This is a genomic window from Kribbella sp. NBC_01484, from assembly GCF_036227145.1.
In the GTDB taxonomy this organism is placed as follows: domain Bacteria; phylum Actinomycetota; class Actinomycetes; order Propionibacteriales; family Kribbellaceae; genus Kribbella.
In genome coordinates this window covers 6,608,742-6,630,888 of record NZ_CP109437.1, presented here as the reverse complement: position 1 = coordinate 6,630,888, position 22,147 = coordinate 6,608,742, and the positions used below count along the sequence as shown (strand labels likewise).

Below are 22,147 nucleotides of genomic sequence, written 5' to 3'. Positions count from 1 at the left end.
TGTGAGCCTGCTGTGAAACGGTCGTTCCACATCGGCGGGCATTGCCCGTGGCGACGGAATTCGCTACCGTTGAGTGTTTTGTGGCGTAAAACAAAAAAGATGCCCTGGAAAGGCATCTGGCAACAGATTATCAGGAATTCGGGGATTCTGCAATCACGAATCGGGGGCAGGATGACGGATCAGGTGCTGGCGCGCGAGATCGCCGCCGAACAAGGCCTGGTGACGGCGATGTACGACCGGCTCGACGTGCTGCGGGAGCGGGCCCGGGCGGAACTGCACCGTGTCCAAGGCGAGGAAACCACGCAGAACAATCAGTCCTACACGGAGCGCGAATCGTTCACGGACTTGTTCTCCGGCCGACTCTCCCAATTGTCGTCGGTGGAGCGCGGATTGTGTTTCGGGCGGATCGACGAAACCGCCGGCGACCGGTTCCACATCGGCCGGATCGGATTGTTCGACGAGAACTACGACCCGATCCTGATCGACTGGCGGACGCCGGTCGCGCAGGTCTTCTACCGCGCCACGTCGGCCGACCCGCTGGGCGTCAAGCGGCGGCGGCACATCCGGCTGCACGGCCGGACGGTGGCCGGCGTGGACGACGACGTCCTCGCCCTCGCTGCGCTCGGTGACGCCGAGCGCAGCACCCTGATCGGCGAGGCCGCGCTGCTGTCGTCGCTCGGCGCGAGCCGCACCGGCCGGATGAACGAGATCGTCGCGACGATCCAGTCCGAGCAGGACGAAATCATCCGCTCCGGACTCCCTGGCGTCCTCGTCGTCCAAGGTGGTCCGGGCACCGGCAAGACCGTGGTCGCGCTGCACCGGGCGGCGTACCTGCTCTACACGTATCGCGAGCAGCTTGCGCGCAGCGGCGTACTGGTGGTCGGGCCGAACAGCACGTTCCTGCGCTACATCGACCAGGTGCTGCCCTCACTCGGCGAGACCGGCGTGGTGCTGGCGACGATCAGTGAGCTGTACCCGGGTGTGGTGGCGACGGCGCCGGAGTCGGCGGCGGCCGCCCGGATCAAAGGTGGCGTGGCCATGGCCGACGTCATCGCGCAGGCGGTCCGCGGCTTCCAGCTGGTCCCGGGCGCGCCGATCAGGCTCAAGGTCGACCAGCACGAGCTCGTGCTGCGGCCGGACGTCGTACGCAAGGCGCAGACCAAGGCCCGGGAGTCGGACGAGCCGTACAACCAGGCGCGCGGGATCTTCGTCGGGCGGATCCTCAGGACGTTCACCAACCAGATCGTCGACCGGCTCGGACGCCAGTACGTCGGCGCGGAGGACATCGAGGACATCCGCAAGGAACTGACCGAGGACGACCGGGTCCAGGCGCTGCTCGACCGCCTCTGGCCCGAGCTCACTCCGCAACTCCTCGTCTCGGTGCTGTTCTCCTCACCCGAGCGACTGGCCGCGGCGGCACCGCACCTCACCGACGAGGAACGCGCCGCAGTGCTCCGGCCGCTGGACGCGGACTGGACGGCGTCCGATGTCGCGCTGCTCGACGAAGCGGCCGAGCTGCTCGGTGACACCGACGCAACTGTTGCCGCACGCAACCGTCAGGCTTCCGATGCGGACGCTGCCGAGGCGGCCAACCGGGAGTACGCCCGCGGCGTCGTCGCCATCGAGCTGACCGCGGAGCGGATCGAGATCATGCCGTGGGAGATCGAGCAGTTCGCCGATCTGGTCGCCCGCCGGACCCAGCTGATCGAGAACCCGGTCACCCTGGCGGAGCGCGCGGCCTCCGATCGCACCTGGGTGTTCGGGCATGTGATCGTCGACGAGGCGCAGGAGCTGTCCGAGCTGGACTGGCGGATGCTGATGCGCCGTTGCCCGCGTCGCTCGATGACACTGGTCGGCGACATCGCCCAGACCGGGTCGGCGGCGGGCGTGCGGTCGTGGGCCGACCTGCTCGACAAGTACGCGCCGCGGCGGTGGCGCAGCGCGGAGCTGACCGTCAACTACCGCACACCCGCGGAGATCATGACCGTCGCGGCCGACGTCCTCGCCGCGATCGACCCATCCCTGCAGCCGCCGGCCTCGGTGCGCGAGACGGGTATCGAGCCGTGGACCCGGAGCGTGTCTACCGAGCAGTTCACCGATGCGCTGATCACCGCGATCAAGGCCGAACGCGAGTCGATCGGCGACGGCCGTCTCGCCGTCATCGTCCCGGCGCCCCGGTACGACGAACTGGCCGCCGTACTCACGGATGTTGCCCACGGCCACGATCCGTCCGTCCTCGACGCGGACGTCGCGCTCCTCGACGTACTCCAGTCCAAGGGACTCGAGTTCGACGCCGTGCTGATCGCCGACCCGGCCGGCATCATCACCGAGTCCGACCGCGGCCTCTCCGACCTCTACGTGGCGGTCAGCCGCGCTACCAAACACCTCGGTATCCTCAGCCCCGGCGACCTCCCGGAGGTGCTCACGCAGGTACGACGTACTCGGCTTCCGTGACGTGGTCGCCCCACTCCGTCTCCGGTTCGTCGGAGCCGGTGCCTTCCCAGATAGCGGTGTGGACCATGAAGTTGTCCGGGGCACCGCCGTGCCAGTGCCACTCTCCCGGCGGGGTGTAGATCACGTCACCGGGGCGGATCAGGGTGACCTCGCCACCGCGGGACTGGATCAGGCCGACGCCGTCGGTGACGTGGAGGGTCTGGCCGTTCGTGTGCCGGTGCCAGGCGGTCCGGGCACAGGGCGCGAACCGGACGGTGTTGACCCGCACCCGGGACGGCGCCTCGCCGCGGATCACGACGTCGAACCAGACGTCACCGGTGAACCACTCGGCGGGGCCTTTGGCGGTGGGGGTCTTGGGGAGGATCTGCACAGCTATTCCTTGTCTTGAGCAACGATTTCGGTGGGCCGATCCTGGGTGGCGGCCCAGCTGGCCAGCAGCTTGAGCGCGTCCGCGGTCGGCGTACCGGCCGGCGCGGTGTAGACGAGCAGGATCAGGCCCGGGTCGGACGGGAACTCCATCGCCTCGAAGTCGAGGTCGAGGTCACCGACGACGGGATGGTGCAGCTTCTTCTTGCCGGTCCGGTGGAAGCGGACGTTGTGCGCGGCCCACCGGGTCCGGAAGGTCTCGCTCCGGGTGGACAGCTCGCCGATGAGCTCGGTCAGCGCCTTGTCGTGCGGGTTACGGCCGGCCTCCAACCGCAGGATCGCCGCGATGTCGTCGGCCGCGCGCTCCCAGTCGGCGAAGAACTCCTTCGACGCCGGGTCGAGGTAGACGAACCGGGCGGTGTTCGCCGGGCGGCGTGGGTCGGCGAGCATCGGCGCGTAGAGGGCCTGCGCCATCGGGTTCGCAGCCAGCAGGTCGTGGCGTCCGTTGCGGATCCAGGCCGGCGCGTCGGTGATCGCGTCCAGGACCTGCTGGATCGCCGGCCGCACCCCCTTCGTCGCCGCACGCCGCCGGACCGTGGGACTGGGATCGGACTCGCGGGCGAGGGTGAACAGATGGGCTCGCTCGGCATCGTCGAGTTGCAGGGCGCGGGCGAGCGCCTCGAGCACACTCTCGGACGCACCGGCCAGGTGCCCTCGCTCGATCCGGACGTAGTAGTCCACCGAGACACCGGCCAGCAGCGCCACCTCTTCCCGCCGCAACCCCTTCACCCGGCGGTTGCCGCCGTACACGGGCAGGCCGGCCTGCTCCGGGGTCAGGCGTGCACGCCGGGAGCTGAGGAACTCCTTGATCTCGGCTCGGTGGTCCATGCCGCCAAGGTTACGGACCGTCGCCGGGAGGAGGGAGGCACTGGCATTACCTGGATCCGCAGTGACTCCCGCGCGGCTGGAACGTGACCTTTACTGAGACCATGCGAGCGACTTACATGTACGGCGCCGGAGATGTGCGGGTCATCGACGTACCGGATCCGGTGATCCAGCAACCCACGGACGCCCTGGTGCGGGTGGTCAGGTCCTGCATCTGTGGCAGCGACCTGCACCCGTATCACAACCTGCCCGCGACGCCGGAGGGGAAGTCGATGGGCCACGAGTTCGTCGGCGTGGTCGAGGACGTCGGCGGTGAGGTGACGACGGTCCGCGCGGGCGACTTCGTCATTGCGCCGTTCGCCTGGTCCGACGGCACGTGCGACTTCTGCCGCGAGGGCCTGCAGACCTCCTGCCGGCACGGCGGCTTCTGGAACGCGAACGGCGTGTACGGCGGCCAGGCCGAGGCCGTCCGGGTACCGCTCGCCGATGGCACGCTGGTGAAGGTGCCAGTGGGTGAGGACTCCGCGTTGGTCCCGTCCCTGCTGACCCTGTCCGATGTTTACGGCACCGGCTACCACGCGGCGATCAAGGGTGGCGTGTCTGCACGGACCTCAGTCACCGTGATCGGTGACGGCGCGGTCGGTCTGATGGCTGTCCTGTCGGCGAAGCAACTCGGGGCCGAGCGCATCATTCTGATGGGCCGGCACAAGGTCCGCACGGATCTCGGCCTCGAGTTCGGCGCGACCGACGTGGTCGCCGAGCGCGGCGAGGAGGGAATCGCCAAGGTCCGCGAGCTCACCGGCGGCGACGGCACCCACGTCGTCCTGGAGGCCGTCGGCCACATGCCGGCGTACGAACAGGCCATCGGCGTCGTCCGTGCGGGTGGCGTGATCAGCCGCGTCGGGGTCCCGCAGTACCTCGACGCACCGGTGGGCTTCCCCAGCCTCTTCGGTCCCAACATCACCCTTACCGGCGGCCCCGCCCCGGCGCGCGCATACATCGAGCCTCTCCTGCCCGGCGTACTCGAGGGGAAGGTCGACCCCGGCAAGGTCTTCGACCGCACCATCGACCTCGCCGACGTCCCCGACGGCTACCGCGCCATGGACGACCGCAAGGCGCTGAAAGTGCTGGTCCGCTCATGACCGAACCCACGCCCGCACAGAGGATGATCGGCGACTTCGCGCCGAAGCTCGTCGCGCTCACCGACGAGGTCCTGTTCGGTGATGTCTGGGAGCGCACCGAACTGTCGCCGCGCGACCGTAGCCTGATCACCGTCGCGAGTCTCATCAGCGGCGGGAACACCGAACAGCTCCGCGGCCACCTGGCTCGGGCGAAGCAGAACGGGCTGACCGAGACCGAACTCAAGGAGGTCATCATCCACCTCGCCTTCTACGCCGGCTGGCCCAAGGCTATGTCCGCGATCACCATCGCCCGTGAGGTGTTCGAGTCATGACGACCTGGACAGCCGAGGAACTGCAGCGCATCGGCGATGCGACCGAGCTCCGCGTCTCGTCGTACCGCACGGACGGCACACTCCGGCCTTACGTGACGATCTGGATGGTCCGGGCCGGCGACGACATCTACATCCGGTCGATGGAAAGTGCCGGCACCCCCTGGTACCGGCGCGCGAAAGCCAGCGGTACCGGCCGCATCAAGGCCGGTGGTGTCGAACGGGATGTGACATTCGCCGACGCCGCCGCGGACGACCACGCGCGCATCGACAACGCTTACCACGCGAAGTACGACCGCTACGGCCCCGGTCCCGTGGGCGCCGTGGTCGGTCCCGGCGTCGCGCCGGTGACGTTGCGCCTCCTCCCCCGCGACTGAAGGAAGAAACAAGCTGATGGAGTACACACGTCTGGGCAAGTCAGGGCTCAAGGTCAGCCGGATCGCCTTGGGGTGCATGAGTTTCGGGGACACCTCGCGAGGGTTCAGCGAGTGGGCGTTGGACGACGCCGCGGCTGAGCCGATCTTCCGGCAGGCGGTCGAGCTCGGCATCACGTTCTGGGACACCGCCAACGTGTACGGGTACGGCAGCTCCGAGGAGATCGTCGGCCGGGCGATCACCGAGTACAGCCGGCGCGAGGACGTCGTACTGGCCACCAAGGTGCACTTCCGGATGCACGACGGCCCGGGCGGATCCGGCCTGTCCCGCAAGGCGATCCTCGAACAGATCGACGCGTCGCTCACCCGGCTGGGGACCGAGTACGTCGACCTGTACCAGATCCACCGTTTCGACCCGGATGTCCCGGTCGAGGAGACGATGGAGGCACTGCACGACGTCGTCAGGGCCGGCAAGGCGCGGTATCTCGGCGCGTCGTCCATGTGGGCCTGGCAGTTCGCGAAGCTGCAGCACGCGGCCGACCTGCACGGCTGGACCCGGTTCGTCTCGATGCAGAACCAGTACAGCCTGATGCAGCGCGAAGAGGAACGCGAGATGTTCGGCCTGCTCGCCGACCAGGGCGTCGGCAGCATCCCGTGGAGCCCACTCGCCAAGGGCCGCCTCGCCCGGCCGTGGGGCATCCAGACGCGTCGCGGCGACACCGACCCGCTCGTCGCACAGCGCTTCGTCGCCGCCAACGACGAGCCCATCGCCGACGCCGTCCAGGCGGTCGCCGAGGCCCGCGGCGTCCCGATGGCGCAGGTCGCGCTCGCCTGGGTCCTGCACAACCCGGTCGTCGCCGCTCCCATCGTCGGCCCCACCAAACCGAACCATCTCGCCGACGCCGTCGCCGCCCTCGACATCACCCTCACCCCGGAGGAGCTCACCACCCTGGAGTCGGCCTACACACCCCGCCCACCCACCGGCTACTGACCCACCGGCTGAGCCGTGACGCACGCCACGCCGTGGTGCTCGCGGGGGCTGGAGTGATCGCCGGGGAGTGAGCCCGCCGTCACAGTTGGTGAGATCGCCGCGTGGATGTGTAAATTCCGTAACGAAAAGGGTCCCGGAAACCCCTCTCCTGCCGTAATCTGCCGGACCATGCACAAAGGCGAGCGGGCTCGACGGCCCAACGTCGTTCAGTCGGTGTTCGTTTTCCTCGTGGTGAGTGCGCTGGCGGGAGCTCTCGTCGCCGGCCTGGCGCTCCCCCTGGCGGGTCTGGCCGGGGTGACCACGGCCAAGGCCCACGACACCGTGCAGTACCTGCCCCAGGACCTGAAGACGGAGCCGCTGGCGCAGAAGACGATCATCCAGGCGGCCGACGGTACGACGATCGCCACGCTGTACCAGGAGAACCGGACCCCGGTCACGCTGAAGCAGATCAGCCCGATCATGCTCCAGGCGATCGTCGCGATCGAGGACGACCGGTTCTACCAGCACGGCGCCCTGGACGCGAAGGGCACCCTGCGCGCCATGCTGCGCAACCAGTCGTCCGGCGGCGTCCAGCAAGGTGGCTCCAGCATCACCCAGCAGTACGTGAAGCTGACCCTGATCAACAAGGCGCGCACGCCGGAGGAGGTCAAGGCGGCCACCGCCGAGACGTACGAGCGCAAGATCGCCGAACTGCGCTACGCCATCGCGGTCGAGAAGCAGTACTCCAAGGACGAGATCCTCAACCGGTACCTGAACCTGGCCTTCTTCGGCGACCGCTCCTACGGCATCGACGCGGCGGCCATGCACTACTTCGGCGTCCACGCGGCGAAGCTGACGCTGCCGCAGGCGGCGATGCTGGCCGGCCTGGTGAAGAACCCGACCGGCTACAACCCGATCGACCACGCGGGGCGGGCCAAGGAACGTCGCGATGTCGTGCTGCGCCGGATGCAGGAGCTCAACGTCATCACGGCCAAGCAGGCCCAGGACGCCATCAAGACGCCGGTGATCAATCCGGCCAGGGTCATCAATGTGCCGAGCGGCTGCGCGAGCTCCAGGTACCCGTTCTACTGCGACTACGTCGTCGCGAAACTCAAGGAGAACCCGGCCTTCGGCAAGACCCCGGAGGACGCGGAGAACTACATCGAGACCGCGGGCCTGGTGATCCGCACCTCGCTCGACCCGAAGATCCAGGCGGCGGCCGAGACCTCGATCAAGAAGCACTCCAAGCCCGGCGACCAGGCGGTCGCGGCGATCACGATGGTCCAGCCGGGCACCGGCCTGGTGAAGGCGATGGCGCAGAGCCGGGACTACGGCAGCAAGAAGGGCCAGACGACGTACAACTTCAACGTCGAGAAGTCCTACCCCGGTGGGTACGGCGGCTTCCAGAACGGCTCGACGATGAAGGCGTTCACGATCGCCGCCGCGATCGGCAAGGGCGTGCCGCTCACCTACCGGATCAACTCCCCGCAGACGATCAGCCTCGGTGGCAAGAAGTTCAGCACCTGCACCGGTACGACGTCGGTCGACGAGTACAACCCGAGCAACTCGACCAAGACGATGATCGACCCGTCCATGATCGACGCGGCCCAGGCCTCCACCAACACCTACTTCCTGCAGTTGTCCGAGCAGATCGGCCTGTGCCCGATCGCCACCATCGCCTCGAAGCTCGGCATGTACGACGCCCAGACGATGAAGCCGCTGGAGCAGGTGGTGTCCTTCACCCTCGGGTCCGCCGGTCTGATCACGCCGCTGATGCTGTCGAACGCGTACGCGACGTTCGCCGCGCGCGGGATGTACTGCACGCCGGTGGTCGTTACCGCGATCACCAACAAGGGCAAGGCGATCCCGACCCCGGGTCCGGGCTGCCGCCGCGCGCTCTCACCGACGGTCGCCGACGGCGTGAACTACGTGCTGCACAAGGTGATGGAGCCGGGCGCCACCGGCGGCAAGCTGAAGTTCGGCAAGAGTGATCTGGGCGGCAAGACCGGAACCATCCAGAACAACCACGCGGTCTGGTTCGCCGGCTACTCGTCCAAGCTCGCCGCCGCGTCGGTGGTGGCCGACGCCAACCCGCCGTACAAGGATCTGATCGGTCAAACCCTCAACGGCAAGAAGATGGGTGACGCGTCCGGTTCGGGTACCGCCGGTCCGATCTGGGAGACCGCGATGCAGTTGGCGCTGCGCGGACTGCCGACCAGCAAGTTCGTCCAGCCGGACGACAAGACGATCCGCGGCAACGTGAAGGACCTCCCGTACCTGAAGGGCATGACCCCGGTGGACGCCACGGCCAAGCTGCTGTCGATGGGCTTCAAGGCCGCGATCTCTCCGACCCCGGTGGACTCGGACGCGCCGGCGGGCACGGTCGCGTCCACCACGCCACGGCAGGAGGACGGTGCGCCCGAGGGTGCGACGGTCACGCTGGTGCTGTCCAACGGCAGCAAGGCGCCGCCGCCGACCGTCCCCACACCGCCGATCACCCCGCCACCGCCGGGTACGCCGCCGACGATCAAGCCGCCACCCGGATTCCCGACCTGCCCGCCCTGGGACCCCAGGTACCCGAAGTGTGGCCGCGGCGGCCGCTGACCACTCCCTGTTTCTGCACGCGGTCGGGTGATCACTAGGCTGGGGCCCAACACCTAGCACCGTGAAAGGACTCCCCCGTGAGTGTCGAAGAGTTGACCGCCCAGCGTGACCGTGCCCGGCAGGACTATGAGGCGTTGGTGGCGAAGGGGCTGAAGCTCGATCTCACCCGCGGGAAGCCTTCGCCGAAGCAGCTGGATACGGCGAATGGAGTGCTGGGGCTGGAGGGGGATCCGGTCGCGGCCGATGGGACCGACCTGCGGAACTACGGTGGGCTGAACGGGCTGCCGGAGTTGCGCGCGATCTTCGCCGAGGATCTGCAGGTGCCGGTCGAGCAGTTGCTGGCCGCGGGGAACTCGAGCCTCGAACTGATGCACGACGCCGTCGTGTTCGCGCTGCTCGGGAAGGTGCCGGGGGCCGAGCAGCGGTGGGCCGACGTCGACGGGCTCGCGTTCCTGTGCCCGGTGCCGGGGTACGACCGGCATTTCGGGATCTGCGAGCGGTTCGGGATCCGGATGATCCCGGTGCCGATGACTGCCGACGGACCCGACATGGACGTCGTCGAGCGGCTCGTCGCCGAGGACGCGCGGATCAAGGGCATCTGGTGCGTGCCGAAGTACAGCAACCCGGACGGCACTGTCTACTCCGACGAGACCGTCCGCCGGCTCGCCGCGATGGAGACGGCGGCACCGGACTTCCGCATCTTCTGGGACAACGCGTACGCCGTCCATCACCTGACCGACTCGCCCGCGGCGATCGCCGACGTACTCGCGCTGTGCGCCGAGAACGGTCACCCGGATCGGGCCTTCGTGTTCGGCTCCAGCTCGAAGATCACCTTCGCCGGCGCCGGCGTCGCATTCTTCGGATCGTCAGCGGCCAACCTCGAGTGGTGGCTGAGCCACACGGTGAAGCGGAGCATCGGTCCGGACAAGATCAACCAGCTGCGGCACGTTCAGTTCCTCCGCGACGCCGACGGGCTGCACGCGCACATGCGGACGCTGGCCGAGCTGATCCGGCCCAAGTTCGACGTGGTCGACAAGATCCTCACCGCCGAGCTCGGCGGTACCGGCCTGGCCTCGTGGACCAACCCGGCCGGCGGCTACTTCATCAGCCTGCAGGTGCCGGAGGGTTGCGCGCGCGAGGTCGTCGCCAAGGCCAAGGCGGCCGGCATCGCCATCACCCCGGCCGGCGCCACCCACCCGTACGGCGCCGACCCCACCGACCAGACCATCCGCATCGCCCCCACCTACCCCGAACTCCCCGAGGTGGAAGCCGCCATCACCGGCCTCGCCACCTGCGTCCGCCTGGTAGCCACCGAGAAGCTGCTCGCCGATCAGGCCTGAGGCACCTCGAAGATCAGGCACGTAGAAGTCGCCTGGGCCAGCAGCGTGCCGCGTTCGTCGAACAAGCGGGCTTCGGCGACCGCGGTACGGCGGCCTCGGTTGATGATGGTGCCTTCGCAGCGGAGCAGACCTGACTTGGTGGTGACCGGCTTGATGAACCGGGTCATCAGGTCGAGGGACGTGTAGCCGACGCCGGCCGGCAGAGTCGAGTGCACGGTGCAGCCGGCCGCGGTGTCGAGGAGTGTCGCGATGATCCCGCCGTGGACCGTGCCGAGCGGGTTGTAGTGGAACTCGGCCGCCGGCATGAACACCGTCACGCGCCCCTCCTCCGCCTCCAACCCGGTCGCGCCGACCAGCTGCAGGATCGGTGGCGCCGGGATCTCCCCGCCCTGCATCGCCCGCAGCATCTCCAGGCCCGGGGTGCTCCCGATCCGCGCCGCCGTCAGCGCCGGGTCCGTCCACGAGAAGGTCCGGCTGCGGCTCGTCGAGTCGTCCGCCACCCCGGGCGCCTGCTCCTGCGTCTCAGTCATGCACCGAGCCTCACATCACCCCGCTGGGTCTGTCAACGAGACTTAGCCCTCACTACGTCGGCCCACCTCCGTGGGAACAGCGGTCAAACGCATGAAACACAGCGGATTCCTGGCCCCGGCCTTCCCTCTCTGCGTGCTGTCGCTAGGCTGCTGCACGCACTGGGGAGGTTGGGAGTGAGGCAGTTCAATGCACCGCCTGGTTGGCCCGATCCGCCGACGGCGCGGTGGCGACCACCGAAACGTTGGCGGCCCGCGAAGACATGGCCGCCCGCGCCGGACGGCTGGGCGTTCTGGGTCGACGAGAACGGCGACGCCGTGCGCGGTCCGCTGGGCCGGTTCGGCGGCACGAGCATGGCCAAGGTCGGCGCGATCGCGGCGATCCCGCTCGCGCTGATCGCCTTGGTGCTGTTCAACCCGTTCGCCGGCGGCGAGTCGGCCAGTACGGCGCCCACTCGCGCAGCGACGAGCGAGGCCGGGACAACTCCGGCGCCGGGGAGTACGCCGACCGCATCACAGACCGAGGCGCCGACGACAGCACCGACCACCGAGCCAACGCACGAACCGACCCGGACGCCGACCGAGACTCCGACGCCGACGCAGGCACCGAGCCCTACGCCGACGCAGACGCAACCATCGGAGCCGGCGCCCACATCGACCGAGCCGGTGCCGACCACCGAGCCGACCGCGCCCCAGGCCACCACCACGACCGTGGTCTACAAGAACTGTGCCGAGGTGCGCGCCGCCGGTAAGGCACCGCTCCACCGGGGCGACCCCGGCTACTCGACCGAACTGGATCGCAACGGCGACGGCGTCGCCTGTGACCGCGGCAATTCCTGACGGATGCCGTCGTTCCACAGTTCCTGGGTCTGACTCACCCAGAAGGCGGCGAACAGCAGGATCAGTGTGCCCTCGATCCACAGGACGGCGTGCTGCCAGCCGAAGAGCGCCTTCCAACCGACCATCACGAGCGGCGCGATCACCATCAGCAGCGCGATCACCGAGTACCGGTTCGCCGGCGAGTGCGGGACCGCGTGCTTGCGCTGCTTGCGCCGGAACTGCTCGGCATTCAGCAGGACCACGGCGACGATGCACACGAACATCGTGATCGCGGCCGCATAGTGCGCGTTGTCGATGAAACCCTCGCGGTCGACGAAGAACCACACGAGCCCACCACCGAAGATCAGCGTCGACACGGCCAGACCGACCACGTACATCCACGTCCACTGGTTCGGGTGCTGGATGCGATCGCGGATGATGAAGATCGCGGCGACGACCAGGCACGGTACGGCGATGATGAACAACGCGAGCATGTTGTTCGAGACGTTCGCCGCCGCATCGCCGAGGTCCACCGGCACCGAGTGGCAGGTGCCCCGCCCCGGCGTCGGGACCAGCGCGACACCGGGCGCGAGGATGCCGGCCACGTTGAGCAGGATGTCCTCCGGCTCGGTGTTGCCTTTCAGCACCACCATGCACACGCCGATGGTGATCAGCGAGCCGACGAAGATCGCGCGTACCGGCGTGTAGTAGTAGGCACTGATCGAGTTCTGCAGGCAGTGCGGATCGGTCTTCGACCACTCGATCACCAGCGATGCGCCGAGCAGGACGATCATGGCGATCATCGCCATCCGCAGATAGCGATAAGTCTTGATGGAGTAACCACCGGGCACAGGCATCGTCGGCCCCCCTGATACGAGCTCCCCCTACATCTCGCAGTATGCGCTCGCCGTGGCCACCCGGCATGCCGTGCGGGCCTCCGGGCGTGTCAGCCGGCGGCCCCTCGCGCCAGTTCGGACAGTTGACCAACGTTCGGTCGTCGGCTACGACGGCACCTACGGGCGTTGGTGGACTATGGCGATGGGGTGGGTGGTGTGGTGCAGGACGCCTCGGGCGGTGGAGCCCAGGAGGTGTTCGGCGAGGCGGGAGCGAGGGCGGCCGCCGACGGCGAGGAGTTGGGGGTTCAAGTCCTCGGCGGCGGCGAGGAGGCCTTCGACAGGGTGGCCCTGGTGGACGTCATGGGTGATCTCGAGGCCGGGGCGTTTGGCGCGCCACTCCTCGACGAGTTCGGCGCCGCGGGCATCAGCCATGTCGTGCCACTGGTCGATATCTTCGGCGGAGGCGGGCTGGTCGGTGGCGACCTCCCAGGGGAAGTCCCAGACCAGGACGAGGGTGAGCTGTACGCCGTGCGCGGCGGCGTGGTCCGCGGCGAACTCGATGGCCGGCTGGTCGGGCTCGGACTGGATCCAGTCGACGCCGACCAGGACCGGGGCGGTGCGATGCTCCTGCTGCAGCCAGCCGCTCGGTACGACAACCACCGGGCCGCGGCCGCGGTTGCCGACCGCGTCGGAGGTGGAGCCGATCAGCAGGTCGGCGAAGACGCCGTGCCCGCGCCGGCCGAGCACCAGCATCGTCGCGGTCGCACTGAGGTCGACCAGCACGTCATCCGGCTTCCCGACGCGCAGGTCGACGCCAAAGTCCAGCTCGGTGTCGAGTCCCGCCAGGTACGGGCGCACTTCGTCGACCACCCGGGCCGCCGCCTTGTCGATCCTCACCGGGACGACCGATTCCCCGTCGAGCCGCACCGGAGCGTGGGCGTCGCTGTAGCGCCTCGGCTCCTCGACGCTGTGGATCGCACGCAGCGGCAACTCCCGCAGCAGCGCCTCGGTCACCCCCCAGTCGAGTGCCTTGCTGCGCTGCCACGCGGCGTCGATTCCCACGATGATCACGTCGTCGGCCATCTCCGGCCCCTTTCCCGATGCTGTGATTGTCCGCCTGCCCCGCGCCGATTCCACCCCCCGGGCTCGATGGTTGCGGAAAACGCCGGGCTCGGTGACGCAGGGGAAAACCGCCGTGTCGGCAGCCCGTGAAAAGGGCATGCTGACGGGCAAAATCCCGATCCGTTATCCGCCCTCGTCGATCGGACACCGCCCGTGCCCAACCTCCGGAAGTCCCGTTTCGCCGTACGGCTGGCCGCCGTGCTCGGCGCCGCAGCCGTCGCAGGCGTGGCCCTGACCGCACCTGCTCCCGCGACCACCGACGCGGCGGCCGCTCCCCCGGATCCCGTGAATGCCTGGCAGTATCCGCACTGGCCGCAGAAGCAGCCGTGGCAGGAGTCGGGCCAGGACCAGCGGATCGCCGCCACCACCTCCCAGGGTCTGCCGGGTCCGATCGACCCGCAGAACTGGGAGAACCCGGACCACATGACCTGGAGCGACTACGTCAAGCCGCCCGGGACCGACTGGGCGAACCCGGCGACGAAGGGCTCGGTCCGGACGTTCAAGGGTGCGCTCGTGCTGCTCGACTATCCGAACCAGGACTTCGTCATCACCAAGTCCAAGGGCTCGACCGTGTTCGGCAACCCGAGTGCCGAGGCGAACGGCGTACCGCGGGACCAGGTCGGCGAGTTCTACAAGAACTTCCTCAACACGCCCAACGCGCTGAACCGCGGCCACACCCTGCACGAGTACTGGATGGAGGACTCCGGCGGCCGGTACGGCGTCGACCTGACCGCGTTCGGCCCGTACCGGATGCCCGGCAAGTCGCACGAGTACGCGATGGAGTTCCAGGGTGGCACCGCCTGCCCGGCCGGTGACAACTGCACGAAGAACATCCGCACCGACGGTCGCGCGGCGTGGGTGGCCGATCAGGGTTCCGACGTACCGGCCGGGTTCGATTTCGTGTTCTTCCTGAGTGCCGGCCAGGACGAGTCGTCCACCTGGCAGGAGTTCGGGATGATGAAGTTCCCGACCAAGGAGGACGTCACCGACGACTTCGGGCCGCCGGACCCGAGCCTGCCGAACTGGTCGAACACCCGCTACGTCGACTGGACCTCGTGGGCCGCGGGAGCGTCGATCTGGCCGAACGCCGGCGGTGGTTCGTCGACCCAGGCGGAGAGTTCGGGCATGGCCGTGTTCGCCCACGAGTTCAGCCACATCCTGGGCATCGGCGACAACTACAACAATCCGTACGGCGTTCCCGCCCGGCGCGCGTATACCGGGATCTGGGAGATGCTCAGCCGGGGCAGCTTCAACGGACCCGGCGGACCACACAGCCGGTGGATGATCCCGGCGACCGGCGGAGCCTCGATGGGCGCGCAGCACATGCTGCGCAACAAGATCAAGCTGCAGATGGTCGACGAGCAGAACGTGCTGCGGTTGTCGCGGGAGGCGCTGGCGACGTCGGGCGTGGTGATCGCGAACGTCACCGCGCGGACCGCGCAACCTGGGTCGACGGGCTTGTCCGGGATCAACATCCAGCTCGGCGGTACGGGCGATCTGGCGCCGCCTTGTGATGTGAACACGGACCCGCTGTGTGACGGGCGCGGGTACCAGAACTACACGGTCGAGGTGGTGGACCGGATGGGCACGGACTCGTTCACGCCCGATTCCGGCGTACTGCTGGCGAAGACCAAGAACCAGGATCAGGCGCCGTTCGAGTGGGTCGTCGACGCCAACCCGCAGGACATCAACATGACCGACTACGTGCTGCCGGACGGCACCAAGGTCCCGATCACGATCGGCGACTACCGCCAACTGTCGGACGCGCTGTTCCACGCCGGCACGAACTCGGGCAGCGAGTACGAGTACACCGACACCGCCAACCGGCTGCACTTCTACATCACCAACGTGCACCGGGACCGCGCGGGCGTGCTGTCCTACACGGTCGCGGTCCGCTCGCTGGACGGCTCCGGCGCCCAGAAGCGTGGCGTCCGCGTCCTGCCGACCGTCGCCAAGCCGGCGTCCAACGGTGTCCAGACCTGCAACTTCTCACTCACCAACACCGGCACGGCCGGCACCGTCTCCGAGCACCCCGAGGACATCACGCCGTACCTGAAGGGCGACGTCTACCGCGTCTCCGCCGAGGTGAACGGCAAGGACTGGTCAATCGCTCTCCCCAACGCCCTGACCACCGCCAACGCCGGCCAACAGGTCACCGTCCCCGTCTACACCAAGCCCGGCACCACCCCCCTCGCCAAGATCACCCTCACCGCCACCTCCGAAAGCGACCCGTCAAAGCACTCCACCGCGACCTGCGTGGCCGTCAAGCGGTAAGCAGGTCCGTCAGCGCGGCGGGCGTCCAGGCTTTCTGGATGCCCGGCGCGACCTGCAGGTATTCCACGACCTGCTGCGTGTTCCAGCCGTGGGCTTCAGTCAGGCCAGCGGCGATCCAGCGGAGGTACGGCGCTGTGGGCGCGGCCGGCTCGAGGTCGGCGACTGTGTCGTGGGTGACGGTGAACATGGGAAGGCCGTCGTGGTCGCCCAGGCGCACCACGGTTTCGTAGCGGCCGGGGCCCATCGTGTGGACCGCGTCGACGTCCGGCAGCAGGGCGGCCAGGTCGCGGGCGAACTCGCCGCCTGGTTCTCGGCGCATCTCTTGAGCCGCGACGTCGCCGAGCTGGTCGGCAGTCAGCAGGTAGGCGCGGCCGGCGACCTGGCGTGGGGCGGCGAGGTCGTAGAAGGCCGAACCGCCGCCCCAGACTCGCGACTCGCCGGCGAAGACGAGCCCGCCGGGTATCTGGACGCCGACGATCCGCCCCGGGTCGCTGTGGTCGCGGCAGCCGACGTACACGCGGGCGCCGCCGGCGGGGCGGCCGCCGGCCAGGTAGCAGCGGAATCGGTCGAGCGCGAGGTTGGAACCGTAGGCGACGTACCAAACTCGCTGCATCGAACCTCTCAGACCGGGAGCGGACGTTCGACGAAGGCCTGCTCGGCCTCCGCCAGCACAATGCGGGAAGCATCACGGTACCGGCGATCCGCGTCGGCCGGCGTGTTGCCCACGGCCGTCAGGCCCAGCCGGCCCTTCTCGGTCAGGCAGCTGATCATGTGGAACACCACGCCGACCTGCCGGGACTGGTCGAAGTGCAACTTGTTCCGCGCCACGATGTCGAACAGGTCCGCCGGCGTCAGGCCGGTCAGCAGTTCCGACTCGAGGTGGTCGGTCGCGACCAGATGTTTCTCGTCACCTCCCGGCGTCAGGAAGAGTGCGGTCCGCGGGTCGTAGCGGCCGTCGGTCAGGAACTGCAGGGTGAGGAACGGATGGGTCGTCCCGCCCTTGCGCAGGTTCAGTTCGATCGCGTACGGCGTCCAGCCGCCGGCCGCGTCCTTGACCACGACGAAGTCGATCGCGAATCGCCCAAGCGCACCCTCGCTCGCCAGCCGCCGCCCGATCGTCGCGGCATGTTCGGTGATGAGCCGCGCGTACTCCGGCGCCGCCGGGAACACGCACCCCAGGTAGCTCTGACCGCTCGCCCCGCCGAGCAACTGGTCGTGCGTCGACAGCAGCTCGACCTCGCCACCGGGCAGCACGCGCAGCTGGACACTCGGGCTTTCCAGATCGGTACCGACGATCCGTTCCTCGACGATCCCGGCGTTCTCGGCGAACTTGGCGATGTACGTCTCGAACGACATCTTCTCGGACTCCAGCTCCATCGATCGGAGTCGTTCGAGCACTTCGTCCCGCTCCCCCGCCGAGCCCGACGCCGGTAGGCCTTTCAACCGCACCACCGCGTTGCCCTCGCCGGACACGCCTTCGTTGAGCTTCACGATCGCGCTGTCCATCGCCGGCCGCTCGGCCCGCATCGCGAGCAGCGCGTCGGCGAGGTCGTCGAGCGTGTGCAGGTTCTCCGCGCCGAGCGGGTGCGGTACGCCGACCTCCGCGAACATCCGGCGGCACCCGGACTTCGAACCCAGCGGGGCCAGCCGCGGATCGGCGGCGTACATCGGGATACCGAGACTGATCGCGACATCCCGCTCGAGCTCGGTCGTGTTGTAGGGAATCAGATGCGAGCGCATCCGGTTCGGGATCAGGTCCGCGATCCGCTGGAGCAGCCGCGGCCGGGCCAGCAGCTTCTCGCTGAGCGAGATGGGCCTGGCGTCGTTTACCGCGATCAGCGACAGTCGGGCGCGGGCGTGGCTCGGGATCACCCCGGGCAGCAGCGCCAGGTAGTACTCGACGATCTCGGGCGTGATCGGCAGCGACGTCACGTAGATCATCCGCAGCCGCGGTTCCCGCAGCAGGATCAGGAGGAACAGGAACCGTTCCTCGTAGGCCTGCATCATCGTCCCGGTGCCGATGGCCTCGGTCCGGTCCAGCGTGAGGGACGGTACGACGACCACCGACTCGTCGCTGTAGTTGAGTCCGATGGCCTCCCACACCCCGACCAGCCGCGACTGCAACTGGTCGAAGTAGTGGTACCGCTCGTCCTCGGTCATGGCGGACAGTCGACGGGCCGCCTCGCCCGGAGCGGTCCACAGGTCGCCGGTCATGATGCGATCCGGGAGTTGTCGAGACCACGAATGCTGTAGGCATGCACGGTCCGGCTGAAACCACGGACCTCGCGGAGTCCGGCGTCCTCGCCGATGACCGCGCCATCGGCGGCGCTGTAGACGCGTTCGGTGGCCAGGATCTGCCAAGGTTCGGCGACGTCGCACAACCGCGAGGCCAGGTTGGTCACGCTCCCGATCGCCGCGTAGTCGAGCCGTCCGTCGAACCCGATCGTGCCGAGCGTCGCGTAGCCCTGGGCGACCCCGATCCCGAGGCCGAGGTCATGCCCATGCCGGCCCCAGGTCTCGGCCAGTCCGCGGACCCGGGTCCGCATCGCGACGCTCATCCGCAGCGCCCGCAACGGGCCGTCCTCGCAGCGCACCGGATCGTTGAAGAACACCATCAGGCCGTCGCCCGCGAAGCGTTCCAGCGTGCCCTCGAACCGGAAGATCAGGTCGCCGAGCGCGTGGTGGTACTCCTCCAGCACGCCCATCACCTCCTCCGGCTCGCTCGCCTCCGCGAACGTGGTGAAGCCGCGCAGGTCGCAGAAGACCACGACGATCTCGCGCCGGTGGCTGGCCAGGAACGACTCGTCCCCGGAGTCCACGATCAGCTCGGCCAGCTGCGGGCTGAGGAACCGGCGTAGCCGGCCCATCCGCTGCAGCTGCGACACCTGGCCCTCGACCCGCGTCTCCAGTTCCTGGTTCCACGCGGTCAGCTCGGCAGCCTGCCGTTTGATCGTGTCCTGGTACCGCTTGATCCGGGCCAGCGACGCCACCCGGGCGAGCAGTTCGCTCTGGTTGACCGGCTTGGTGAGGAAGTCGTCCGCCCCGGCCTCGAGCGCCTTCACCTTCTGCTCGTCGCCACTGGCCGTCACCATCACGACCGGCAGGTACGCCGTGTCCACCTGGTCCCGGATCCGCCGGCACACCTCGTACCCGTCCATCCCCGGCATCAGGATGTCGAGCAGGACGAGATCGATGTCCTCGGCATCGATCAGCTCCAGCGCCTGCTCACCCGACGACGCGGTCAGTACGTCGTACCCGCGCGGACTGAGGATGGCCTCCAGCAGCCGGACGTTCGGTGGCTGGTCGTCGACCACGAGCACCTTCGTCATGTCGCACCGCCCAATCTGAGGAAGTCCCTGACCTGCTGCGGTAACCGGCGCACGCTGATCGGCTTCTCGACGTACCCGGTGAAGCCGGAGTCGAAGGCGCGCTGCCGATCGTGGTCCATCGCGAACGCCGTCACCGCGACCACCGGTACGGCGCGGGTCTGCTCGCCGGCCCGGATCCGGCGCAACGCCTCGGCACCGTCGATGCCGGGCAGCTGCGGGTCCATCAGGATCAGGTCGGGATGCTCGGAAGCCGCGAGCCGGACCCCGTCCTCACCCGAGGTCGCCTCGATCACCTCGTACCCGGAGAATCTCAGCACGTCCCGTACCAGCTTGAGGTTCTTCGGATTGTCTTCCACCACCAGGATCCGGCCCGGATTCATCGATTCTCCCCCTCGAGGCCGGCCACCACGCCGACCGATCGCAGTGCCTGCAACAACGCGTCCCGACTGACCGGCTTGACCAGATACGCGGCGGCCCCGAGCGCCGCGCCCCGAGCCCGTTCCTCGACGATCGACACGATGATCACCGGGATGTCGCGGGTGGCCGCCTCGGCCTTCAAGGCCTGCAGCACGGCCCACCCGTCGATTCCCGGCAGCCGGATATCCAGCAGCACGGCGGCCGGCCGGACTCGCCGGACCGCGTCCAGCCCGGACTGACCGTCGGCGGCGACCGTGACCTGCAGAGCCGCGCCGGACAGATAGGCCGTGATCAGGTCGAGCGATGGCCGGTCGTCCTCGATCACCACGACGTCGCCGACGGTCCGGGCCGGGTCCGGCCGATCCACGTTCTCCCTGCTGCGTAAGGAGAATCCGAACGTGCTGCCGACCCCGACCTCGCTCTCCAACCACATCCGGCCGCCGAGCAGCTCCACGATCCGCCGCGACAACGTCAGCCCGAGACCGGTGCCCTCTTCCTGCGACGGACCGCGACCGCCCTGCTGGAACGACTCGAAGATCCGCTCCCGGTCCTCCGGCGGTACGCCGCGACCGGTGTCGGTGACCGCGATGTGGACCTCGGCCCCGGACCGGGTCGCGCTGACCACCACCGAGCCGCCGTCGCCGGTGAACTTCACCGCGTTGGTCATCAGGTTCAGCACGACCTGCTTCAGCCGCAGCTCGTCGGCGTACACCTCGTCGATGTCGGGCCCGACCTCGACCCGCAGGTCGATGCCGTGCAGGGTGGCCCGCTCGCGCAGCATCGCCGCGGTGTTGTCGAGCAACCGGCGCAGCGGGAACGTCGTGTACTCCAGCTCCATCCGGCCGGCCTCGACCTTGGACAGGTCGAGGATCTCGTTCAGCAACTCGAGCAGGTGCTTGCCCGAGCCGTGGATGTCGCGCAGGTATTCCTCCTGCCGCTCGTTGAGGTCCCCGAACATCCGCTCCAGCAGGACTTCGGAGAAGCCGAGGACGGCGTTGAGCGGCGTCCGAAGCTCGTGCGACATGCTGGCCAGGAACTCGGACTTGTGCCGGCTGGCCACCTCCAGCTCCGCACTGCTCTGCTTGAGCTCTCGGTACAGCTGCGCGTTCAGGAGCGCGAGCGTCGACTGGTCCGCGAACATCTCCAGGAGCGCGAGCGTCTCCGCCGAGAACTCCCCGGGTCGCTTCCGCCGGACCACCAGCGAACCGACGATCTGCCCCTCCCGGAGCAGTGGTACGGCGACCAGCGAACGCCAGCCGGCCTCGTACAGCACCGCGAGATGTGGATCGCGTTCCGCGGTACTGAGGTCGGGCACCGCCAGCGGCCGGCCCAGCTTGGCCGCACGACCGACCAGCGTTTCGTCGAGATGGATCCGGGTCGCCCGCAGCCGCTCGATCACACTCTGGTCGGTCCGGTAGACGCTGCGGACCAGGAACTGTCGCTGGACCTCGTCGTACTCCATGATCGAACCGCCGTCGGTGGCGGAGATCCGGACCGCGTGTTTGGCGATCGTCGCCAGCACCTTGGACACGTCGAGGCTGGACGTCACCGCCTCGCCGACCTCGCGCAGCGCCTCCAGCTCACCGACCTTGCGGGCGAGTTCGGCGCCGCGCGCCTCGAGCTGCTGCACGAGCTTCACGCTGTTCACCGCCATCGCCGCCTGCCCGGCGAACGCGGTCACCAGATCCCGCTCGCGCTGGTCGAACGGACTGACCTCGTTGCGCCAGACCACCAGCGCGCCGACCACCTCGTCGTCGACGAGCATCGGCGCGCCCATCGTGGTGCGGAATCCGGACAGCCGCTGCAGGTCCCGACGGTTGTAGTCCGGATCGGCCAGTACGTCGGGAATCTGCTGAGTGGTGCGATCGAGACCGGCCCGACCGACCAGCGAGCCACGATCCATCGCGGGCGGATGCTCGGTGAGGTAGCGGATCGACTCCGCCGACATGCCGACCGCCTTGGACAGCCGGTAGTAGCCGTCCTCCAACAGGTAGAGCTGGGCCGCCTGCGAGCGGCAGAGCCGGCGCACGCTCTCGACGATGGTAGTGAGGACGGCGTCCGGGTCGCCGGCCGAGCGGCCGACCGCGGAGAGTACTTCGTTGGCGGCGGCGAACTGGTCGGTCAAGGCCGCGAGCTGCCCTTGGAGCCGCTGCCGCTCCACCTCTGTTGCGGCGCCCCCAGCGAGCGCCGGCCCGCCCATCGCAGCCTCCCCCAACCCCCAGGCCGCGCGCTAGTCCAGTCTCCCGCCGAACGTCGCGGAGAGCAATCGCTGCCGGTGATCGAACTACGGATGCGGCGTTCGGAACAGTTTGAAGATCACCGGGAATGGACAGCAGAGTTCATCTTCCGGGTGTTAATCGTTCAGACTAGGGTGCCCGCG

19 protein-coding genes are annotated in these 22,147 nt (G+C 68.6%); 9 read left to right on the top strand and 10 right to left on the bottom strand.

Translation table 11 applies throughout. The annotated features are described in order from the left end of the window. The first annotated feature begins 171 nt into the window (after nt 1-171). A complete protein-coding gene (locus OG555_RS32220; RefSeq protein WP_329476316.1) occupies nt 172-2,454 on the top strand; it encodes a HelD family protein in 2,283 nt (760 codons plus the stop codon). On the opposite strand, the gene OG555_RS32215 is transcribed toward OG555_RS32220, so the two are convergent. Both OG555_RS32215 and OG555_RS32210 read right to left on the bottom strand, forming a co-directional pair. Then, the gene (locus OG555_RS32215) at nt 2,423-2,824 is read right to left on the bottom strand and encodes a (R)-mandelonitrile lyase (protein ID WP_329476315.1); all 402 of its coding nucleotides are present in this window, start codon (nt 2,822-2,824) and stop codon (nt 2,423-2,425) included. The genes OG555_RS32220 and OG555_RS32215 overlap by 32 nt on opposite strands. Nucleotides 2,825-2,826: 2 nt before the next feature. Continuing rightward, complete coding sequence (locus tag OG555_RS32210) at nt 2,827-3,708, bottom strand: helix-turn-helix domain-containing protein (protein WP_329476314.1); 882 nt, start codon at nt 3,706-3,708, stop codon at nt 2,827-2,829. Nucleotides 3,709-3,809: 101 nt separating this feature from the next. On the opposite strand from OG555_RS32210, the gene OG555_RS32205 reads away from it, so the two are divergent. The 6 genes from OG555_RS32205 (at nt 3,810) to OG555_RS32180 (ending at nt 10,443) form a co-directional block, all read left to right on the top strand. Continuing rightward, entirely contained in the window at nt 3,810-4,847 is a 1,038-nt protein-coding gene (locus OG555_RS32205) for a zinc-dependent alcohol dehydrogenase family protein (protein ID WP_329476313.1), read from the top strand. Further along, nucleotides 4,844-5,158 (top strand): carboxymuconolactone decarboxylase family protein, encoded by a 315-nt coding sequence (locus OG555_RS32200; RefSeq protein ID WP_329476312.1) that lies wholly within the window; start codon nt 4,844-4,846, stop codon nt 5,156-5,158. The genes OG555_RS32205 and OG555_RS32200 overlap by 4 nt, the downstream gene beginning before the upstream one ends. After that, nucleotides 5,155-5,532 (top strand): DUF2255 family protein, encoded by a 378-nt coding sequence (locus tag OG555_RS32195; protein WP_329476311.1) that lies wholly within the window; start codon nt 5,155-5,157, stop codon nt 5,530-5,532. The genes OG555_RS32200 and OG555_RS32195 overlap by 4 nt, the downstream gene beginning before the upstream one ends. 16 nt (nt 5,533-5,548) lie before the next feature. Continuing rightward, nucleotides 5,549-6,520 (top strand): aldo/keto reductase, encoded by a 972-nt coding sequence (locus tag OG555_RS32190; protein ID WP_329476310.1) that lies wholly within the window; start codon nt 5,549-5,551, stop codon nt 6,518-6,520. Nucleotides 6,521-6,688: 168 nt separating this feature from the next. Continuing rightward, on the top strand, nt 6,689-9,103 hold the full coding sequence (locus OG555_RS32185) for a transglycosylase domain-containing protein (protein ID WP_329476309.1): 2,415 nt from the start codon (nt 6,689-6,691) through the stop codon (nt 9,101-9,103). A 77-nt stretch (nt 9,104-9,180) separates the two neighbouring features. Further along, the gene (locus OG555_RS32180; protein WP_329476308.1) at nt 9,181-10,443 is read left to right on the top strand and encodes an aminotransferase class I/II-fold pyridoxal phosphate-dependent enzyme; all 1,263 of its coding nucleotides are present in this window, start codon (nt 9,181-9,183) and stop codon (nt 10,441-10,443) included. On the opposite strand, the gene OG555_RS32175 is transcribed toward OG555_RS32180, so the two are convergent. Next, nucleotides 10,434-10,973 (bottom strand): PaaI family thioesterase, encoded by a 540-nt coding sequence (locus OG555_RS32175; protein ID WP_329476307.1) that lies wholly within the window; start codon nt 10,971-10,973, stop codon nt 10,434-10,436. The two genes, OG555_RS32180 and OG555_RS32175, sit on opposite strands and share 10 nt — an antisense overlap. Before the next feature lie 174 nt (nt 10,974-11,147). Here OG555_RS32175 and OG555_RS32170 point away from each other — a divergent pair, with 174 nt between their 5' ends. Continuing rightward, complete coding sequence (locus OG555_RS32170; RefSeq protein ID WP_329476306.1) at nt 11,148-11,810, top strand: excalibur calcium-binding domain-containing protein; 663 nt, start codon at nt 11,148-11,150, stop codon at nt 11,808-11,810. Here the strand turns inward: OG555_RS32170 and OG555_RS32165 are convergent. Both OG555_RS32165 and OG555_RS32160 read right to left on the bottom strand, forming a co-directional pair. Next, nucleotides 11,750-12,646 (bottom strand): hypothetical protein, encoded by an 897-nt coding sequence (locus tag OG555_RS32165; RefSeq protein ID WP_329476305.1) that lies wholly within the window; start codon nt 12,644-12,646, stop codon nt 11,750-11,752. The genes OG555_RS32170 and OG555_RS32165 overlap by 61 nt on opposite strands. 156 nt (nt 12,647-12,802) lie before the next feature. Next, nucleotides 12,803-13,708, bottom strand: a complete 906-nt coding sequence (locus OG555_RS32160; protein WP_329476304.1) for a universal stress protein — start codon at nt 13,706-13,708, stop codon at nt 12,803-12,805. Between the two features lie 192 nt (nt 13,709-13,900). Between OG555_RS32160 and OG555_RS32155 the strand changes: the two genes are divergently transcribed. After that, complete coding sequence (locus OG555_RS32155) at nt 13,901-16,021, top strand: M6 family metalloprotease domain-containing protein (protein WP_329476303.1); 2,121 nt, start codon at nt 13,901-13,903, stop codon at nt 16,019-16,021. Here OG555_RS32155 and OG555_RS32150 read toward each other — a convergent pair. From OG555_RS32150 to OG555_RS32130, 5 genes are read right to left on the bottom strand one after another with little or no spacing between them, the layout of a single operon-like run. Beyond that, on the bottom strand, nt 16,011-16,634 hold the full coding sequence (locus OG555_RS32150) for a histone deacetylase (RefSeq protein ID WP_329476302.1): 624 nt from the start codon (nt 16,632-16,634) through the stop codon (nt 16,011-16,013). The two genes, OG555_RS32155 and OG555_RS32150, sit on opposite strands and share 11 nt — an antisense overlap. An 8-nt stretch (nt 16,635-16,642) precedes the next feature. Further along, a complete protein-coding gene (locus OG555_RS32145) occupies nt 16,643-18,235 on the bottom strand; it encodes a peptide ligase PGM1-related protein (protein WP_329476301.1) in 1,593 nt (530 codons plus the stop codon). Beyond that, nucleotides 18,232-19,350, bottom strand: coding sequence for a response regulator (locus tag OG555_RS32140; protein WP_329476300.1), 1,119 nt, complete (start codon nt 19,348-19,350; stop codon nt 18,232-18,234). Before OG555_RS32140 ends, OG555_RS32145 begins: the two co-directional genes overlap by 4 nt. Beyond that, nucleotides 19,347-19,730 (bottom strand): response regulator, encoded by a 384-nt coding sequence (locus tag OG555_RS32135; protein WP_329476299.1) that lies wholly within the window; start codon nt 19,728-19,730, stop codon nt 19,347-19,349. Before OG555_RS32135 ends, OG555_RS32140 begins: the two co-directional genes overlap by 4 nt. Then, nucleotides 19,727-21,967, bottom strand: coding sequence for a GAF domain-containing protein (locus OG555_RS32130; protein WP_329476298.1), 2,241 nt, complete (start codon nt 21,965-21,967; stop codon nt 19,727-19,729). The genes OG555_RS32135 and OG555_RS32130 overlap by 4 nt, the downstream gene beginning before the upstream one ends. Between the last annotated feature and the right edge of the window lie 180 nt (nt 21,968-22,147).

Excerpts from the sequence above, each read along its gene's own strand:
- OG555_RS32220 (WP_329476316.1), top strand. The coding sequence starts at position 172 with ATGACGGATCAGGTGCTGGCGCGCGAGATCGCCGCCGAACAAGGCCTG.
- OG555_RS32210 (WP_329476314.1), bottom strand. The coding sequence starts at position 3,708 with ATGGACCACCGAGCCGAGATCAAGGAGTTCCTCAGCTCCCGGCGTGCA.
- OG555_RS32205 (WP_329476313.1), top strand. The coding sequence starts at position 3,810 with ATGCGAGCGACTTACATGTACGGCGCCGGAGATGTGCGGGTCATCGAC.
- OG555_RS32200 (WP_329476312.1), top strand. The coding sequence starts at position 4,844 with ATGACCGAACCCACGCCCGCACAGAGGATGATCGGCGACTTCGCGCCG.
- OG555_RS32195 (WP_329476311.1), top strand. The coding sequence starts at position 5,155 with ATGACGACCTGGACAGCCGAGGAACTGCAGCGCATCGGCGATGCGACC.
- OG555_RS32190 (WP_329476310.1), top strand. The coding sequence starts at position 5,549 with ATGGAGTACACACGTCTGGGCAAGTCAGGGCTCAAGGTCAGCCGGATC.
- OG555_RS32185 (WP_329476309.1), top strand. The coding sequence starts at position 6,689 with ATGCACAAAGGCGAGCGGGCTCGACGGCCCAACGTCGTTCAGTCGGTG.
- OG555_RS32175 (WP_329476307.1), bottom strand. The coding sequence starts at position 10,973 with ATGACTGAGACGCAGGAGCAGGCGCCCGGGGTGGCGGACGACTCGACG.
- OG555_RS32165 (WP_329476305.1), bottom strand. The coding sequence starts at position 12,646 with ATGCCTGTGCCCGGTGGTTACTCCATCAAGACTTATCGCTATCTGCGG.
- OG555_RS32160 (WP_329476304.1), bottom strand. The coding sequence starts at position 13,708 with ATGGCCGACGACGTGATCATCGTGGGAATCGACGCCGCGTGGCAGCGC.
- OG555_RS32150 (WP_329476302.1), bottom strand. The coding sequence starts at position 16,634 with ATGCAGCGAGTTTGGTACGTCGCCTACGGTTCCAACCTCGCGCTCGAC.
- OG555_RS32145 (WP_329476301.1), bottom strand. The coding sequence starts at position 18,235 with ATGACCGGCGACCTGTGGACCGCTCCGGGCGAGGCGGCCCGTCGACTG.
- OG555_RS32140 (WP_329476300.1), bottom strand. The coding sequence starts at position 19,350 with ATGACGAAGGTGCTCGTGGTCGACGACCAGCCACCGAACGTCCGGCTG.
- OG555_RS32135 (WP_329476299.1), bottom strand. The coding sequence starts at position 19,730 with ATGAATCCGGGCCGGATCCTGGTGGTGGAAGACAATCCGAAGAACCTC.
- OG555_RS32130 (WP_329476298.1), bottom strand. The coding sequence starts at position 21,967 with ATGGGCGGGCCGGCGCTCGCTGGGGGCGCCGCAACAGAGGTGGAGCGG.